At 72.9% G+C, this 17788-nt stretch carries 14 protein-coding genes; all 14 read right to left on the bottom strand.

Annotated features, from left to right (window positions below):
* Positions 1-30: 30 nt before the first annotated feature.
* On the bottom strand, positions 31-2802 hold the full coding sequence (gene secA / locus ACZDWJ_RS06870; RefSeq protein ID WP_463520188.1) for a preprotein translocase subunit SecA: 2772 nt from the start codon (positions 2800-2802) through the stop codon (positions 31-33).
* Between the two features lie 95 nt (positions 2803-2897).
* Positions 2898-4160, bottom strand: coding sequence for a winged helix-turn-helix domain-containing protein (locus ACZDWJ_RS06865; protein WP_463520187.1), 1263 nt, complete (start codon positions 4158-4160; stop codon positions 2898-2900).
* Entirely contained in the window at positions 4157-4834 is a 678-nt protein-coding gene (locus ACZDWJ_RS06860) for a response regulator (RefSeq protein WP_463520186.1), read from the bottom strand. The genes ACZDWJ_RS06865 and ACZDWJ_RS06860 overlap by 4 nt, the downstream gene beginning before the upstream one ends.
* A 169-nt stretch (positions 4835-5003) precedes the next feature.
* On the bottom strand, positions 5004-5618 hold the full coding sequence (hpf, locus tag ACZDWJ_RS06855) for a ribosome hibernation-promoting factor, HPF/YfiA family (RefSeq protein WP_463520185.1): 615 nt from the start codon (positions 5616-5618) through the stop codon (positions 5004-5006).
* A gap of 529 nt (positions 5619-6147) precedes the next feature.
* Entirely contained in the window at positions 6148-6870 is a 723-nt protein-coding gene (locus ACZDWJ_RS06850; protein WP_463520184.1) for a ComF family protein, read from the bottom strand.
* 63 nt (positions 6871-6933) lie between these two features.
* On the bottom strand, positions 6934-8703 hold the full coding sequence (locus ACZDWJ_RS06845; protein ID WP_463520183.1) for an LpqB family beta-propeller domain-containing protein: 1770 nt from the start codon (positions 8701-8703) through the stop codon (positions 6934-6936).
* Positions 8700-10418 (bottom strand): MtrAB system histidine kinase MtrB, encoded by a 1719-nt coding sequence (gene mtrB, locus ACZDWJ_RS06840; protein ID WP_463520182.1) that lies wholly within the window; start codon positions 10416-10418, stop codon positions 8700-8702. The genes ACZDWJ_RS06845 and mtrB overlap by 4 nt, the downstream gene beginning before the upstream one ends.
* Positions 10419-10441: 23 nt before the next feature.
* Positions 10442-11164: an MtrAB system response regulator MtrA gene (gene mtrA / locus ACZDWJ_RS06835; RefSeq protein ID WP_463520181.1), complete on the bottom strand. Its 723-nt coding sequence runs from the start codon at positions 11162-11164 to the stop codon at positions 10442-10444.
* Between the two features lie 94 nt (positions 11165-11258).
* Complete coding sequence (ahcY, locus tag ACZDWJ_RS06830) at positions 11259-12719, bottom strand: adenosylhomocysteinase (protein WP_463520180.1); 1461 nt, start codon at positions 12717-12719, stop codon at positions 11259-11261.
* A 164-nt stretch (positions 12720-12883) separates the two neighbouring features.
* Complete coding sequence (locus ACZDWJ_RS06825; protein ID WP_463520179.1) at positions 12884-13834, bottom strand: DUF808 domain-containing protein; 951 nt, start codon at positions 13832-13834, stop codon at positions 12884-12886.
* A gap of 46 nt (positions 13835-13880) precedes the next feature.
* Complete coding sequence (locus ACZDWJ_RS06820; protein WP_463520178.1) at positions 13881-15059, bottom strand: acyltransferase family protein; 1179 nt, start codon at positions 15057-15059, stop codon at positions 13881-13883.
* A gap of 135 nt (positions 15060-15194) precedes the next feature.
* On the bottom strand, positions 15195-16223 hold the full coding sequence (locus ACZDWJ_RS06815) for an SIS domain-containing protein (RefSeq protein ID WP_463520177.1): 1029 nt from the start codon (positions 16221-16223) through the stop codon (positions 15195-15197).
* Positions 16220-16399 carry a Trm112 family protein gene (locus ACZDWJ_RS06810; protein ID WP_463520176.1) on the bottom strand — a complete coding sequence of 60 codons (180 nt, stop codon included), beginning with the start codon at positions 16397-16399 and terminating at the stop codon, positions 16220-16222. The genes ACZDWJ_RS06815 and ACZDWJ_RS06810 overlap by 4 nt, the downstream gene beginning before the upstream one ends.
* Positions 16396-17775: a phosphomannomutase/phosphoglucomutase gene (locus tag ACZDWJ_RS06805; protein WP_463520175.1), complete on the bottom strand. Its 1380-nt coding sequence runs from the start codon at positions 17773-17775 to the stop codon at positions 16396-16398. Before ACZDWJ_RS06805 ends, ACZDWJ_RS06810 begins: the two co-directional genes overlap by 4 nt.
* Positions 17776-17788 lie beyond the last annotated feature (13 nt).

Here is a 17788-nt window from a genome sequence, read left to right as displayed (position 1 = left end):
GCGCCCGTCGGCGTCCGGCTGCGCCGTGCGTCAGCCGTTGATGCGCGCGGTGAGGCCGGTGGGGCCGCCCGCGGCGCCGTGGCACTGCTTGAACTTCTTGCCCGAGCCGCAGGGGCACTTCTCGTTGCGGCCGACGCCCTCGAACGGGTCGTCGACGGCCTCGGCCCGGACCTCGGCCTCGCCGGTCTCGTCCGGCGCGGAGTAGGCCAGCTGCTGCGGGGTCGTCGGCTCGCCCAGGCCCTTGGCCCGGATCTGCGGCGCACCCTCGAGGGAGTCCTCCACCGGGACGACGCCCTCGGGGTCCTCCTCGACGCTGACCTCGAGGTTGAAGAGGAACCCGACGGTCTCCTCCTTGATGCCGTCCATCATGGCGGCGAACATGTCGAATCCCTCGCGCTGGTACTCCACGAGCGGGTCGCGCTGGGAGTAGGCCCGCAGGTAGATGCCCTCGCGCAGGTAGTCCATCTCGTAGAGGTGCTCGCGCCACTTGCGGTCGAGCACCGAGAGCAGCACCTGACGCTCGAGCTCGCGCACGACCTCGGCGCCGATCTCGGCCTCGCGACGGTCGTAGGCGGCGTGGGCGTCCTCCTTGAGGAGGTCGATGAGCTCCTGGCGCTCGATGCCGCTGCGGCCGCCGGCGGCCTCCTCGACCTCGGCGATGGTGTGGCTGACCGGCCAGAGCTGGCGCAGGTCGATCCAGAGCTGCTCGAGGTCCCACTGCTCGGCGAAGTCGGCGGTGGCGCCGGTGACGTAGCCGGTGACGACGTCGTCGAGGAAGCCCCGGACCTGGTCCTTGAGGTCGGCGCCCTCGAGCACCTGGCGGCGCTCGGCGTAGATGACCTTGCGCTGGCGGTCCATGACGTCGTCGTACTTCAGGACGTTCTTGCGGGACTCGAAGTTCTGCGACTCGACCTGGCCCTGCGCGTTCGCGATGGCGTTGGTGACGCGCTTGTTCTCGATCGGGACGTCGTCGGGGATGCGCAGCACCTGGAGGACGCGGTCGACCCAGTCGGACTTGAACAGCCGCATGAGCTCGTCCTGCAGCGACAGGTAGAACCGGGACTCGCCCGGGTCGCCCTGACGGCCCGAACGACCGCGCAGCTGGTTGTCGATGCGGCGCGACTCGTGGCGCTCGGTGCCGATGACGTAGAGGCCGCCGAGCTCCTTGACCTCGTCGTGCTCGGCCTTGACCCGCTCCTTGACCTTCTCGAGGGTGTCGGGCCAGGCGGCCTCGTACTCCTCGGCCGTCTCGCCCTGCGGCTCCAGGCCGCGCTTGCGCAGCTCCTGGTCGGCGAGGAACTCCACCGAGCCGCCGAGCATGATGTCGGTGCCTCGACCGGCCATGTTGGTGGCGACGGTGACCGCGCCCTTGTGACCGGCCATCGCGACGATCTTCGCCTCGTCGGCGTGGACCTTCGCGTTGAGCACGGTGTGGGCGATGCCGAGCTTCGTCAGCTTCTGGGAGAGGTACTCCGACTTCTCCACCGACACGGTGCCGACCAGGATCGGCTGGCCCTTCTCGTGGCGCTCGCGGATGTCCTCGGCGACGGCGTCGTACTTGGCCTCCTCGGTGCGGTAGACGAGGTCGGCCTGGTCGATGCGGGCCATCGGCTTGTTGGTGCGGATCGGCACCACGCCGAGGCCGTAGATCTTGTCGAACTCCGAGGCCTCGGTCATGGCCGTGCCGGTCATGCCGCCGAGCTTCTCGTAGAGGCGGAAGTAGTTCTGCAGGGTGACGGTGGCCAGCGTCTGGTACTCCTCGCGGACCTGCACGCCCTCCTTGGCCTCGATCGCCTGGTGCAAGCCGTCGTTGTAGCGACGACCCGCCAGCATGCGGCCGGTGTGCTCGTCGACGATGAGCACCTCGTCGTTGATGACGACGTACTCCTTGTCGTTGCGGAAGAGCTCCTTGGCCTTGATGGAGTTGTTGAGGAAGGAGATCAGCGGGGTGTTCGCCGACTCGTAGAGGTTCTCGATGCCGAGGTGGTCCTCGACCTTGGTGATGCCGGGCTCCAGGACGGAGATGGTGCGCTTCTTCTCGTCGACCTCGTAGTCGACGTCGCGCTCGAGGCGGCGGGCGAGCTTGGCGAACTCGCCGTACCACTTCACCTCGTCCTGGGTCGGGCCGCTGATGATGAGCGGGGTGCGGGCCTCGTCGATGAGGATGGAGTCGACCTCGTCGACGACGGCGAAGTTGTGGCCGCGCTGCACGCAGTCCTCGATCGAGGAGGCCATGTTGTCGCGCAGGTAGTCGAAGCCGAGCTCGTTGTTGGTGCCGTAGGTGATGTCGCAGGCGTAGGCCTCGCGGCGCTCCGCGGGGTTCATCTCCGGGAGGATCACGCCGGTGGTGAGCCCGAGGAAGTGGTGGACGCGGCCCATCCACTCCGCGTGGTACTTCGCGAGGTAGTCGTTGACCGTGACGACGTGGACGCCCTTGCCGGAGATGGCGTTGAGGTAGGCCGGCAGCGTGGCCACCAGGGTCTTGCCCTCACCGGTCTTCATCTCGGCGATGTTGCCCAGGTGCAGCGCGGCGCCGCCCATGATCTGCACGTCGTAGTGACGCTGGCCGATGACGCGGCGCGCGGCCTCGCGGACCGTGGCGAACGCCTCGGGCATGAGGTCGTCGAGGGACTCCCCCTCGGCGTGACGACGCTTGAACTCGGTGGTCATCGCCTGCAGCTCGGCGTCGGACATCGCGACGAAGTCGTCCTCGATGGCGTCGACGGCCTGGGCGATGCCCTCGAGCTGGCGGATGATCTTGCCCTCTCCGATGCGGAGGAGCTTGTCGAGAATCACGGGCACAGCGGAGTCACTCCTAGCAGGTGGGCAGGCTGCGATCACTCTACCCACGGGTGGTGGGGGTCCCTAATGGTGTCGGTGCGGTTCCCGCGGGGCGCTCACCGCGAGGCCACCGCGAGCGCGAGCACCTCGGCGAGATCGCCCCGACGGACCACGGCGACCTCGCTCAGCCCGAGCCACCCGGCCAGCCGCTCGAGCTCGGCGGCCAGCTGCTCGGCGACCTCCCCGGCCGGCACCGGCGAGCCCTCCTCGCCGTGCGCGGACTGCACGATCAGGACGCCGGCCGCGCGGTCGGCCTTGAGGTCGACCCGCGCCACGAGGTGCTCGCCGAGCAGGAACGGCAGCACGTAGTAGCCGTAGCGCCGCTTCGCCGCCGGGGTGTAGATCTCGATGCGGTACTCGAACCCGAAGAGCCGCAGCGCGCGCTCGCGCTCCCACACGACGGGATCGAAGGGGCTGAGCAGGGTGCGGGCGCTGATGCGACGCGGCAGCGCGGCGTCGCGGTGCCGATAGGCCGGCCGGGACCAGCCCTCGACCCGCACCGGCTCGAGGACGCCGTCCTCGACCAGCTCCGCGATCGCCTCGGGGACGCCGTCGGAGGCCCCGAGGCGGTAGTAGTCGCGCAGGCACACCGCGGTGCCGACGCCGTGCGAGCGCGCGGCCCGCTCCACCAGGGCCCGCACGGCGTCGGGCTTGGCGACGTCGGGCGCGGCGAGCACGTCCGCCGGCAGCACCCGCTCGAGGGCGTCGTAGCGCACCTCGAACTGGGAGGTGCGGCCCGCGACGGCGACCTCGCCGGCGCTGTAGAGGTGGTCGAGCGCCTTGCGGGCCACCGACCAGTTCCAGCCCCAGTGCTCCTTCGACCGCTCGCCGGCGTGGCCCAGGCGCGCGGACACCTCCCGCGCGGTCGAGGGCCCGTGCGCGGCGACGTCGCGGCGCACGGCCTCGAGCACGTCGTCGGGGACGTCGTGCCACCACTTGCCGCGCAGCTCGCGGAAGTGCGCCCGCCGGTGGGCCATCAGCGGCCACAGCTCGACAGGCATGTAGGCCTGCACGTGCGCCCAGTACTCGACCAGACGTCGCGGCCGCTGCTCGGCCGCACGGTGCAGCAGGCCGGTGTCGTAGGGGCCCATCCGTGCGTAGAGCGGCATGTAGTGGGCGCGGGTCAGCACGTTGACGGAGTCGACCTGGAGGACGCCCGTCCGCTCGACGGTGCGCTGCAGGGTGCGCATCGTGACGGTGCCGTGGGGACGGTCGGCGAAGCCCTGGGCGGCCAGCGCGAGCCGTCGCGCCTGGGCGCGGCTCAGCTGCTGGGCGTGCTGCGGGGTGCTGATCTGCGGGGGCGTGGGCGGCGGCGTCACGGCAGGTCGAGCAGCTTCTCCTTGACGGCGTACATGACCGCCTCCATGCGCGAGTGGAGCTGGAGCTTCTCCAAGATGTTGCGCACGTGGTTCTTCACGGTGTTCTCGGAGATGAAGAGCTCCTTGGCGATCTCGCGGTTGTTCATGCCGCGAGCCACCAGGCGCAGCACCTCGAGCTCGCGCTCGGTCAGGCGCAGGCCGGGGACGTGGGACCGCTCGGGGCGACTCATCTGCTTGAACTCGTCGATCAGCTTGACCGCCATCGAGGGCGAGATGAGCGACTGGCCGTCGGCGACGACGCGGATGGCCTGGGCGACCTCCTCGATGGAGGAGTCCTTGAGCAGGTAGCCCGAGGCTCCGCTCTTGACCGCCTCGTAGAGGTCGGCCTCCTCGTCGGAGACGGTGAGCATGATGATCTTGGCGGTCGGCACGACCTCCTTGATCGCCAGGCAGGCCTCGATGCCGGTGCGCTTGGGCATCCGGACGTCGAGCAGGACGACGTCGGGCGCGGTGGCCGAGGCCAGGTTCGTGCCCTCGACGCCGTCGCCGGCCTCGCCGATCACCTCGATGCCCGGCTCGACGCCGAGGAGCATCGTCATGCCGCGACGGAAGAGCTCCTGGTCGTCGACGACCAGGACGCGGATCGGGTCCTCGGATGCTCCCTGGCTGCTCACCCGGTGATCATGGCACGACCGAGCCGCCCGCTGCGCGCATCCGGGCCATCGGCGCGCGCCGCGGATGGCCCGTCCGGGCCACCAGGACGCGCCTCGGCCCCGGGAGCGCGGGGCTCCCGGGGCCGAGGTGCGTGCGGGTCGTGGCGGACCGAGGTCCGGGGCGGAGGGCTCAGCCGTCGACGTCGAGGGCGATCACGCCGTAGTCGTAGCCGCGGCGGCGGTAGACGACCGAGGGGCGCTCGCTCTCCTTGTCGAGGAAGAGGTAGAAGTCGTGACCGACCAGCTCCATCTCGTAGAGGGCCTGGTCGAGGGTCATCGGCGCGGCGAGGTGGGTCTTCTCGCGCACGACGAGCGGGCCGTCGCCCATCACGGTGATGGGCCCGACCTGACGCTCGAGCACCGGCTCCTCGTCGACGTCCGCGGTGAGCGGCTCGAGACCCGCGAGCGCCTGGCCGACCGAGACCGGGGCGCGGCGTCCGCGGTGCACGCGACGACGATCGGCCGCGCGGCGCATCTGGGACACCATCTTGTCGAGGGCCAGGTCGAGGGCGGCCATCTTGTCGTCGGCCGCGGCCTCGGCCCGGATGACCGGACCCTTGGAGAACGCGGTGAGCTCGACGTGGACGGACTGGTCGTGCTGGCGGGGGTTGGGCTCGCAGTCGACCTCGACATGCACCCGCATGATCCGATGGTCGTGCTTCTCCAGGCGCGCGAGCTTCTCGGCGGCGTGCTGGCGGTAGGCGTCCTTGATCTCGCAGTGGCGACCGGTGACGACGACTTCCATGTGAACCTCCCTATCGGTGGCGCCGGATGCGGGTCGCCCTCGGTGACGACAGCGGCGGCGGGCCCGGGGGCTGACCCCCGCGCACGCCGCCGCGCATCCGGATGGGAGGAGTCCGTCCGGCCGACCTGGTCTTCGACCCCACAATCGCCTGCTGAGGCTTCCGCAGCTTCTCTGCCACTACCGGCCTTCTCCCGGCGCCGCCCATGTCTGATGGACGGGCCGAGGCAGGACTTACGTCTAAGCCGCACCGTGATCGGCGATCCGGGGAGACCCCGTCCGCCTTACGTGGACCGCTTCGCCTGCGACTGGCATCGGCTAGCCGAGGGGACATCCGGGCTCGCCCGTGCGTCCCGACGACGCAACCACGGACCCGAACGGACTCCATGACGAGACGATAGGCGCATCGCGGCGCCGACGGAAGGGACCCCCGACCCTTCGCAGGCTCCTCTCAGGTCGTCGCGGGGTCGTCGCGCCGCCACCACGCCGCCGTCGTGCCGCACCACGCCGCCACCACGCGGCCATCAGTCCGTCATCGGTCCGTCGCCCCGGGGCGTCCCTCCCTCGCCCGGGCGTCGACGGCGGCGACCACGGCGGCGCCGAGGACCGGCAGGCCGACCCCCTCCAGCGCGCGCAGCCCCTCCCGCAGGGTGGCGCCGGTCGTGACGACGTCGTCGCACAGCACGAGCCGGGCGCGGGGGCAGGCACGCGCCAGGGCCCGGTGGGCGGCGGCGTCGACCGCGAACGCGCCGTCGAGGTTGAGCGCCCGCTCGTGGGCGTCGAGATCGGCCTGGTCGCGGACCCGGGCCCGCAGGCGGAGGAGGGCGTCGGTGCGGACGGCGAGTCCGCGGCGGCGCAGGACCTGCGCGGCGCGCGCGACCATCCGCGCGGTGGGGTCGTGGCCGCGCTCGCGGACGGCCGAGGCCCGCGAGGGCACCGGCACCAGCACGACCACCCCGCTCGAGGACGGAGACGCCAGGCCGAGCACCTCGATGACGGCGTCGGCCAGGTGCTCGCCCAGCGGCGTCGCCAGCCGGAGCACGCCGCGCTCCTTGTGCTGGAGGATCGCCGAGGACAGCGGCGGCTCGTAGCGACCGGCCGCGACCGCCGCTCCGGCCACCACCCGCGGAGCGCTCCGCGCCCGGCTCCGACACTCCGCGCACCACGGGCGCCCCGGACGCCCGCACCCGGCGCACCGGCCCCCGAGGAGGAGGTCGAGGGCGGCGTCGACGAACCAGCCGGAGGGAGCGGCCACCGCCCCATCCGATCACGCCGATCGCGTGCGGTCGGGCGTCGACGACGCCGCCTGTGGAGGAGGTCAGCCGCCGTAGGACAGCGAGCCCACTCCGGACGTCGGCAGCCGCGGGCCGCCGGCCGCTCCCCCGAGCTCGACGAGGCTGCTGCCGCCGACCGCGAAGATCGACCGCGCGGGGTCGGGGCTGCCGACCAGCGCACGTCCGCCGGTGACCGTCGACTCCGGCGCCTCGCCGCCCGGAGGGGAGCCGTCGACGCCGATGCTCACGACCCGCGCGACGCCCGGGCTCTCGGTGGTGAGCACCGCCAGGGTGATGGGGCCCGCCCAGGCGACGTCGAGCAGGGACGTGCCGCTCGCGGTCGCCGGCAGGCTCAGGAGCCGGGCGGGGAGCACGCGCAGCAGCCGGCCGCCGGGGCTGAGGACCACCCGGGCGACCCGCAGGGAGTCGCGCGTGACGCCGCCGACTCGCTCGCGGGTGAGCAGCACCAGGCGCGTGCCGTCCCGGGAGACCAGCAGGCGCTGGACGCGCGCCTGCCCCAGGCCGGGGACGACGACGGGCGTCAGGCGCTCGTCGTCGCGGGTGCGGTCGACGAGGATCCGCCCGGGCCGGGAGCGGTCGGCGATCCAGAGCCGGCCCTGGCCGTCCCAGGCCGGCGTGGTGAGGTCGCCGGCGCCCGTGAGGAGCGTGCGGATCTTCGACCGGGTGCCCAGCGAGACCGGCCCCAGCAGGAGTCGCGTGCCGTCGAGAGAGACGCCCGCAGCCTGCGCCCCGCTGGCCTCCACGGCCGCCGAGCGCAGCAGGCGCGCGGTGCCGAACCGGCCGTCCACGGGGTCGAGGCCGGTGCGTCCGCCCGAGACGAGGAGGCCCCCGCGGACGCCGTAGAGCGTCGAGCTCGCGGCGGTGGCGGCGTCGAACCCGGCCGCGTCGTCGACCGGCCGGGCGTCGCTGCCGTCGTCGCCGCGCAGGGGGACGCCGTCGATGCTCACCGACACCGAGGTGATGGAGCGGTCCTGGCGCAGCGTCCAGGCGATCTGGGCGAGGAGGAGCGCCGCCTGCTGCTGGCTGAGCGTCGCGGGCTTGCCCTTGAGGCTCACCGTGGCACGGCCGTCCTCGGAGACCGGCACCGACAGCGCCACCTGGAGTCCGGTGGGGAGGTAGCTGCGCTCGACGTCCGCGGTGCCCGCGGACGGACCGGCCAGGAGCCCGCGCACGAGCGCGCCAGCCCGCGCCTGCCCGACCGGGGCGTAGACCGGCTCGGGCACCAGCACCCGACCCCCGGGGTCGAAGAAGTAGAGGGAGGCGGGGGTGTAGCGCGCCGCGAACCAGCCGCGCGAGACGACGAGGGCGTCGGGCGGGTTCGCGATGCGGTACTCGCCGTCGGACTCCACGACGCGCAGTCGCAGGCCCGCGGCGGCCGCGCTCAGCGGGCCGCGCCAGCGGCCGAGGGTGTCGAAGCGGTCGGCGCCGACCAGCCGCACCGTCACCACGCCCGAGGCGTCGTCGGCCGGCTCGACGCGACCGTCGTAGACGATCGTGCTGCGCTCGGGGCGCCAGCGCGAGCGGGCCGCGGACGTCAGGTAGCGGCTGGCGACGCTCGTCGAGACCGGGCTGGCCTGGAGGGCGTCGAGGAAGCCGCGGACGACCTCCGCCGGCGACGCACCGGCCACCGGGGGCTGGGGGTCGATGGCCGGGACGCCGGCGGCGGTGTCGGTGGTGCGGGTCTCGGTGGCCGTCTCGACCGGCCCTGACGTCGGCACGCTCGCGCAGCCGGCCAGCAGCACGGCCAGCACGGCCAGCACGGACAGCCCGGCGACGCCGGACCGCCGGCTCACGGCCGGACCCCCGCGACGTCGTCGGCCGCCGGTGCGCGGACCGCGGCGGGCTCGGCGACGTCCTCGGGCACCAGCGGGAGCGGGCTGCGACGCAGGGGCGCGCGCACGTGCCGCGGGAGCGTGAGCCGGAACTGGGCGCCCTCCCCCGTGCGCCCCCAGGCCTGCAGCCAGCCGCCGTGCAGGTGGGCGTCCTCGAGCGAGATCGCCAGGCCCAGGCCGGTGCCGCCGCTGCTGCGGGCGCGCGCGGGGTCGGCACGCCAGAACCGGTTGAACACCATGGCCGCCTCCCCCGGCGCGAGGCCGACCCCGTGGTCGCGGACGGCGATCGCGGCGCTCTGATCGTCGGCCGCGACGCTCACCAGCACCCGGGCCGGCGCGTCGTCGGAGCCCGTGCCGGCGTGGTCGATGGCGTTGGCGACCAGGTTGCGCACGATCCGCTCGATGCGCCGGCCGTCGGCCTCGGCGAGGCACGGGTGGTCGGGCGCCGCGACGACCACCTCGACGCCGCGCTGGCGCGCCAGCGGCCGGGTCGCGTCGACGATGCGGTGGGCGACGTCGATGAGGTTGACGTCGTCGAGGTCGAGCACGACGGCCCCGGCGTCGAAGCGGCTGATCTCGAGGAGGTCGGTGAGGAGGGTCTCGAAGCGGTCGAGCTCGGTCTGCAGGAGCTCGGCCGCCCGTGCGGCGGCGGGGTCGAACCGGTCGCGGGCGTCGTGCAGGACGTCGCCGGCCATCCGCACGGTCGTGAGCGGGGTGCGCAGCTCGTGGGAGACGTCGGCGGTGAAGCGCCGCTGGACGCGGCTGAGCTCCTCCAGCTGGCGGATCTGGCGCTGCAGGTTGGTGGCCATCTGGTTGAACGACATCGCCAGACGCGCGAGGTCGTCCTCGCCGCGCACGAGCAGTCGCTCCTGCAGGCGCCCGGCCGCGAGGCGCTCGGCCACGCGACGAGCCATGCGGATCGGCGTGACGACCTGGCGGGTGACCAGCAGGGTGACCGCGGCGACGAGCACGACGAGCAGGCCGCCCGCGGTCAGCAGCGCCCGGGTGACCAGCGCGAGGGTCTCGCGCTCCTCCGAGAGCGGGTAGAGCTGGTAGAGGGTGTAGGTGCGGGCGTCGGCCGGCAGCGTGAGGGCCGAGCCGACGACGATGCCCGGCTCGCGCACCTCGCGACCATCGATCACGCGCCGGATCTCGGTGTAGGTCCAGGCGGTGTCGGTGCTGGTGGCGAAGTGCCGACGCAGGGAGGCCGGGACGCTGGCGCGGTCCAGGCCCGGGGTGTAGGTGGCGCCGCCCTCGACGCCGTCCTGCTCGGGCGCGGCGAGGATGACGTCGTAGCCGCGGATCTCCCCGCGCGCGATGATCGGCTCGGCGAGGTCCTTCTGCTGGCTGGAGGCGTCGGTGTCGGTGCCGAGCGCGGCCGTGAGCCGGCTGCGGGCGTCGTCGGCCTCGGAGGCGGACTCCGCGACGACGGCGTCGACGCGGTGCTCGAGCAGGCCGTCGCGGGTCTGCCGCAGGAGGTACCAGCCCACCACGGTGACGACGATCGTGGTGAGGATGAGCGTGCTGACGACGACGCGGGCCTGGATCGAGCGGCGCCACACCGTGAGGGAGGCCCGCAGCCGAGCCGCGCTCGGACGGGGCAGCGCGCGGACACGACGCAGCCATCCGCCGGCGACGCCGGGACCGGGACCCCCGGTCTGGCTGGTCTGGCTCATCGCCCGCCGCTTCCCGGCGTCCCTCAGGCCGTCCCGGCCTTGTAGCCGACGCCGCGGACGGTGATGACGACCTCGGGGTTCTCCGGGTCGTGCTCGACCTTCGAGCGCAGCCGCTGCACGTGGACGTTGACCAGCCGGGTGTCGGCGGCGTGGCGGTAGCCCCAGACCTCCTCCAGCAGCACCTCGCGGCTGAAGACCTGCCAGGGCTTGCGGGCCAGGCAGACCAGGAGGTCGAACTCCAGCGGGGTGAGGCTGATGGGCGCACCGGCGCGGGTGACCTGGTGGCCGGCGACGTCGATCTGGAGGTCGCCGATGGCGAGGGTCTCCGCCACCGGGCCGGCCGGGACGTCGAGGCGCCGCACCCGGGCGCGGATGCGCGCGATGAGCTCCTTGGGCTTGAACGGCTTGACGACGTAGTCGTCGGCACCGGACTCCAGGCCGACGACGACGTCGACGGTGTCGCCCTTGGCGGTGAGCATCACGATCGGCACGCCGGACTCGGCGCGGATCTCCTTGCAGACGTCGATGCCGTCCTTGCCGGGCAGCATGAGGTCGAGCAGGACGAGATCGGGGCGGTAGTCGCGGAAGTCCTCCAGGGCGCGGTCGCCCCGGGTGCACATGCGGCTGTCGAAGCCCTCCTGGCGCAGCACGATGGTGAGCATCTCGGCCAGGGAGGCGTCGTCGTCGACGACGAGCACGCGTCCCTTGGCGGGAAGGTCGCCGGCGGGTCCGGCGGTCTGGGTCATGGGGTCCATCTTGCACCTCGGGCGGAGAGCGCGAACCGCGCCCCGCTCGAGGCGGGGCGCGGTCCGGGTGGAGCGACGCTGGCGAGCCGGTGGCTCAGTAGCGGTACTGGTCGGACTTGTACGGACCGGCGACATCGACGCCGAGGTAGCCGGCCTGCTTCTCGCTCAGGGTGGTGAGCTTGACGCCCAGCGAGTCCAGGTGGAGGCGGGCGACCTCCTCGTCGAGGGCCTTCGGCAGCACGTAGACGCCGGTGGGGTACTCCTCGGGCTTGGTGAACAGCTCGATCTGGGCCAGCACCTGGTTGGTGAAGGAGTTCGACATGACGAACGAGGGGTGGCCGGTGGCGTTGCCCAGGTTCATCAGGCGACCCTCGGAGAGCACGATGATGGCGTGCTCGTCGCGCTGGTCGGTGGCCGGGAAGGTCCACACGTCGACCTGCGGCTTGACGGTCTTGCGGACGATGCCCGGGAAGGACTCCAGGCCGGCCATGTCGATCTCGTTGTCGAAGTGGCCGATGTTGCCCAGGATCGCGTTGTGCTTCATGCGCGCCATCTGCTCGACCGTGACGACGTCGCGGTTGCCGGTGGCGGTGATGATGATGTCGGCGACGTCGAGGACGTCGTCGAGGGTCGTGACCTGGTAGCCGTCCATCGCGGCCTGCAGCGCGCAGATGGGGTCGATCTCGGTGACGATGACGCGAGCGCCCTGGCCGCGCAGCGACTCCGCGCTGCCCTTGCCGACGTCGCCGTAGCCGCAGACGACCGCGACCTTGCCGCCGATGAGGACGTCGGTGGCGCGGTTGATGCCGTCGACGAGGCTGTGGCGGCAGCCGTACTTGTTGTCGAACTTCGACTTGGTGACCGAGTCGTTGACGTTGATGGCGGGGAAGCGCAGCGAGCCCTCGCGCATCATGTCGTAGAGGCGCAGGACGCCGGTGGTGGTCTCCTCGGTGACGCCGCGGATGTTCTCCACGACGTTGGTCCAGCGGTCGGTGCTGGTCTTCAGCGAGGCGCCGAGGGCCTCGAAGATGACGCGCTGCTCGGCGCTGGTGGCCGAGTCGGGGTCGGGCGCGGTGTTGTTCTTCTCCATGTCCATGCCGAGGTGGACGAAGAGGGTGGCGTCGCCGCCGTCGTCGAGGATCATGTTGGCGAACTGCGGCTCGCCGTCGTCGTCGAGGCCCCAGTCGAGGATCTGCTGGGTGCACCACCAGTACTCCTCCAGCGTCTCGCCCTTCCACGCGAACACCGGGACGCCCTGGGGGTCCTCCGGGGTGCCGTTCGGGCCGACGACGACCGCCGCGGCGGCGTGGTCCTGGGTGGAGAAGATGTTGCAGGAGGCCCAGCGCACGTCGGCGCCGAGCTCCACGAGGGTCTCGATCAGCACGGCGGTCTGGATCGTCATGTGCAGCGAGCCGGCGATCTTGGCGCCGGCGAGGGGCTTGGTGGAGCCGTAGCGGGCGCGCATCGCCATCAGACCGGGCATCTCGTGCTCGGCGAGGGTGATCTCGGCGCGGCCGTACTCGGCCAGGGAGAGGTCGGCGACCTTGAAGTCCATCAGTGCGTCTCCTGTGCGGACGGGTGGTGCAGCGTCTGCGTCGCGCATCTGCGCGTCGACGGGATCTCCCACGCGGACCCCTCCAATGTAGGCCGCGTCACCCGTCGATGCGGAATCCTCGGCCCCCCGTCCCACCACCCGTGCGGACGGGTGCCGGGCTCTCCTCAGTGCGCGGCGCGGCGGCGCGGCACCAGGTGCATCACGAGCACCACCACGGCGCCGACGACGACGCCCACCAGGGCCGACAGCGCGGTGTTGGTGAGCCAGCCCAGGACCGCGCCGAGCGCGCCGGTGGCCTCGTGGACGGCGTGCTCGAGGTGGTGCACCTGCTCGTAGGGCCAGTGCCAGCCGAGGTCGTCGAGGCCGACCACGAGGATGTGGCCGCCGACCCAGAGCATGGCGACGACGCCGATCGTGGAGATCGCGGCGAGCAGGCGCGGCATCGCGCGCACCAGGCCGTGACCGACGCGGGAGGCGAGCGCTCCCCCGCGCTGGGCGAGCGCGAGGCCGACGTCGTCCATCTTCACGATGAGCGCGACGACGCCGTAGACCAGCACGGTGATGAGGATCGCGACGACGATGAGGATCGCCAGTCGGCTGAGGAACGGCTCGTCGGCGACCTCGTCGAGGGAGATCACCATGATCTCGGCGGAGAGGATGAGGTCGGTGCGCACCGCGCCGGAGATCAGTCGACGCTCGGTCTCGGCGGGGTCGCCGGCCTCGGCCTGCGCGCCGGAGTCGCCCCCGTGCCCGCCGTGGCCGCTGAGCCGCTCCCAGATCTTCTCCGCGCCCTCGAAGCACAGGAACGTGCCGCCGGCCATGAGGATCGGCGTCAACGCTCCCGGCAGGAACTGCGAGAGGACCATCGCCACCGGCAGGATGATGAGCAGCTTGTTGCGCAGCGAGCCGATCGCGATGCGCTTGATGATCGGCAGCTCGCGCTCCGCGGCGACGCCTTGGACGTACTGCGGGGTGACCGCGGTGTCGTCGACGACGACGCCGGCGGCCTTGACGCTGGCCCGACCGGCGGCCGCGCCGACGTCGTCCACGGACGCGGCGGCCAGCCGCGCGAGGGCGGCGACGTCGTCGAGCAGGGCGAACAGACCGCCGCTCATCGGTGCGCTCCGGTCCGGATCACGACGCGGGGGGTCTCGCGAGAGGTCACGGCCTCAGGGTAGTGGTCCCCGTGCCGGCCGAGGCCCGCTCCCCCGCGTCGGCGTCGGCGTCCTCGATCCGCTCGTGGAGCTCGCCCGCGATCACGTCGGCCCGACGACGGGCGGCGGCCAGCGCCATCGCCTCGGAGACGCGTCGCTGCGCGAGGCCGAACGGGTCGACGGCGTGCTGCAGGACCCGCGCCACCGGCGGCGCCGCGAGGAGCAGCGCGAGGCCGATCGCCAGGAGCGAGGTGGCGAGCAGGGCGAGGAAGGCGTTGCCGCCGCTGACCGACTCGATCCAGCGCGGGTAGCCGGCGTACTCGGCGCCCTTCACGAAGAACCCGTGCCCCAGGTAGACGACGAGGGTGGCCGCGCCCATCCGGGAGAACCAGCCGCCGGCACGCGGCACGAGCGAGAGGAAGGCCAGCGCACCGACCGCGCCGATCGCCATGACGGCGGCCCGGATGACGAAGGCCCGCTCGTCGCTGACGTCGAGGTCGCCGTACCGCGAGCGGTAGTAGAGCCACTCGGTGCTGGCCCAGCGGTCGGTGTGTCCGGCCAGCCACCAGATGCTCACCAGGGTCGGCACGGCGAGCACCTTGACCAGCGGCCGACGCAGCGCGTCGAACCAGGACGCGCGGGCATGGAGGCCGACGACGAAGAACGGGAGCAGCCCGAAGACGCGGGCGAGGTCGAGGGTGTCGCCGGCGTAGACGCCCGCGACCAGGCTGGTGGCGATCGCGCCCAGGACGGCGACCGCCGCGGGCAGGGGCGCGAAGGCCGGGGTCAGCAGACGCCAGAAGAACAGCGCCGCGAGGTACCACATCGGCCAGTGCGGATCGCGGAAGAGGTCGGCCAGCTGCTCGCCGCCCACGTAGATGCGGAACAGCGCCAGCAGGCACTCGAAGAGCACGTACGGCACGGCCACGGTGCGCACGAGCATCCACAGGCGCTCGGGGGTGTAGGAGAAGCTGCGCGAGAGGTAGCCGGTGATCAGCACGAACGCCGGCACGTGCCAGGCGTAGAGGAAGTCGTAGGCATGGTCGCGCAGCGGCGAGGACGGCAGCAGCACCCACGAGTGGCCGAGGACGACGAGCGTCACCAACGCCATCTTGGCGTTGTCGAACCACGGGTCGCGTCCACGGGCAGCCGGGGCTGCGGTGCTGGTCGTGCCGGTCGAGGCCATGCCCTCAGGCCTACCCGGTCAGGCTGGGAGCATGCCCGCAGGAGCCTGTGAGACGGCTCGCCCTGCGGGGCCGACCACCCCCGTGGGTGAGCGATCCCACACCCGTCCGAACGATGGGCGAGGGCCGGGGCGGGCCTACTCCTCGACGAGGCCGACGCGGAGGTACTCGGCGGTGTAGAGGCCCTGCTGGAGCAGGGACGCGTAGCGCGCGAGCTCGCTGCGGGCGTCGGCCTCGAGCACCTCCAGGCGCACGCCGCGCGCCTCGGCCGCCTCGGTGAGACGTCGACGCTGACCGTGCACGACGGCGTCGTCGGCGCCGTCGTCGAGCATCACCAGCGCCGGGCGTCGCGCTCCCCCGCCCTCGGCGAAGGGGTCGTCGAAGACGTCGCGCTGACGCGCGGCCTCGAGCACGGGGAGGACCTGGTCGACGTCGCCGGCCACGGCGGTGCGCCCGCTCGCACGGCGCACGGCCTCGGCGACACGGCGGGCGGCGCGGGCGGAGAGCACCGAGCCGCCCCAGAGCACGGGCGTGGTGTCGGCGAGCGCGATGGCGAGCATCTTGGCCGGGTTGACCGCGAGGTCGCGCTGCGGGGAGCAGGCGATCGCGACGGCGTCCATGGCCTCCGCGACCGCGTCGGGGTCGGTGTCGGGGCCGAGCTCGATGCTGCTGAGCAGCTGGAGCACGAGCACCGCCGTGGCGAGCTGGTCGGAGGTGGAGGTCGGCAGCAGCGTGGTCCAGCGACCGGTGGCGTGCTCGGCGACCAGCGACTCCGCCGGGCAGGCCACGACGAGCTGGCAGCCGCGGCGCGCGGCCTCGGCCACCGCCGAGGCGGTGCCCGGGTCGCCGCCGTCGGGCGCGAGCACCACGACGAGGTCGAGGCTGCCGGCCCAGCCCGGCAGCGCCGGCCCGGGCCAGGCGACGAACGGCACCGGGCACCACGGCTCGAGCACGGCGCGCAGCAGGCGGGAGTCCGGCCCGGCTGCGATGACGGCGCGGGGCCTGCTCAGCTCCTTGCCGCGTCCGACGGCGATCTCGACGGCCTCGGCGGCCAGGGCCGCCTCGCGACGCACGCGGGCGCCGCCCTCGGCGAGGGTGCGCAGGCGCAGGTCGACGCCGCTCAGGGCGACGGGGTCGTCGAGCCGGGACTCGTCGAACCAGCTCACGGCTGGCGGGCCTCGTCGACGAGGAGCACGGGGATCTCGTCGCGGATCGGGTAGACGCGCCCGCAGGCGCCGCAGGTGAGCTCGGACTCCGCGCCGTCCTGGTCGTGGGCTGTGACGCTGAGCGGGCCGACGTCGGCCGGGCAGCGCAGGAGGTCGAGGTGGGCGGCGTCGATCATCGGGCTCCTCCACGGATCAGGGCGAGCACCTCGTCGCGGATGGCGACCATGGTGGCGGTGTCGCGCCCCTCGGCGTTGAGCCGCAGGAGCGGCTCGGTGTTGGACGGACGGACGTTGAAGGCCCAGTCGGCGTGGGCGACGGTGAGGCCGTCGAGGTGGTCGGTGGTGACGCCCTCGCGCCCGCCGTAGACCGCCTCGAGCTCGGCGATGACCGCGGCGGTGTCGGCCACGGTGGAGTTGATCTCGCCGCTGAGCGGGTAGCGCTCGTACTGCGCCAGGAGCGAGGACAGCGGCTGGTCGGTCTCGGCCAGCGCGGCCAGCGCGTGGAGGGCCGCCAGCATGCCGGAGTCGGCGCGCCAGAAGTCGCGGAAGTAGAAGTGGCCCGAGTGCTCGCCGCCGAAGATCGCGTCGGTCTCGGCCATCGTCGCCTTGATGAAGGAGTGGCCGACGCGGGTGCGCACCGGGGTGCCGCCGAGCTCCTCGACGATCTCGGGCACCGCGCGGGAGGTGATGAGGTTGTGGATCACCGTGGAGCCGGGCTCCTTGGCCAGCTCGCGCGCGGCGATCAGGGCGGTGAGGGTCGAGGGCGAGACCGCCTCGCCGCGCTCGTCGACGAGGAAGCAGCGGTCGGCGTCGCCGTCGAAGGCCAGGCCGATGTCGGCGCCCTCGGCCAGCACACGCGCCTGGAGGTCGCGCAGGTTCTCGGGCTCGATCGGGTTGGCCTCGTGGTTCGGGAAGCTGCCGTCGAGCTCGAAGTACAGGGGGACGATCTCGACGGCCGCCGATCCGAGCCGCTCGAAGACGGCCGGCGCGGTGAGGCCGGCCATGCCGTTGCCGGCGTCGACGACGACCTTGAGGCGGCGGCCGACGACGGGCGCGAGCGTCAGCAGGTGGGCGGCGTAGGCCTCGAGGACGTCGTGCTCGGTGAGGGAGCCCGGGCTCGTCGAGGTCGGCGCCGTGCCCGCGACGACGAGGTCGCGGATCTCGCCGAGGCCGGTGTCCATGCCGATCGGCACGGCGTGGGCGCGGCACATCTTGATGCCGTTGTACTGGGCCGGGTTGTGGCTCGCGGTGAACATCGCGCCCGGCAGCCCGAGGTGGCCCGAGGCGAAGTAGAGCTGGTCGGTGGAGGCCAGCCCGATGAGCACGACGTCCGCGCCGGCGCCGGTGGCGCCCTCGGCGAAGGCGCCGGCCATGCCGGGCGAGCTCGGGCGCATGTCGTGGCCGACGACGACCTTCGACGCGCCGGTGACGGCGACGTACGCGGCGCCGACGGCCCGCGCGAGATCCTCGTCCAGCTGCTCGGGGACCAGGCCCCTCACGTCGTAGGCCTTGAAGATGGCGTGGACGTTCTCGGCACTCACGGTGTCGACCATGGGGCAGACCCTA

Source organism: Nocardioides sp. B129/18 (assembly GCF_055282735.1).
Note: the sequence above shows the minus strand (reverse complement) of the source record. Positions and strands in the feature narration are given on the sequence as shown.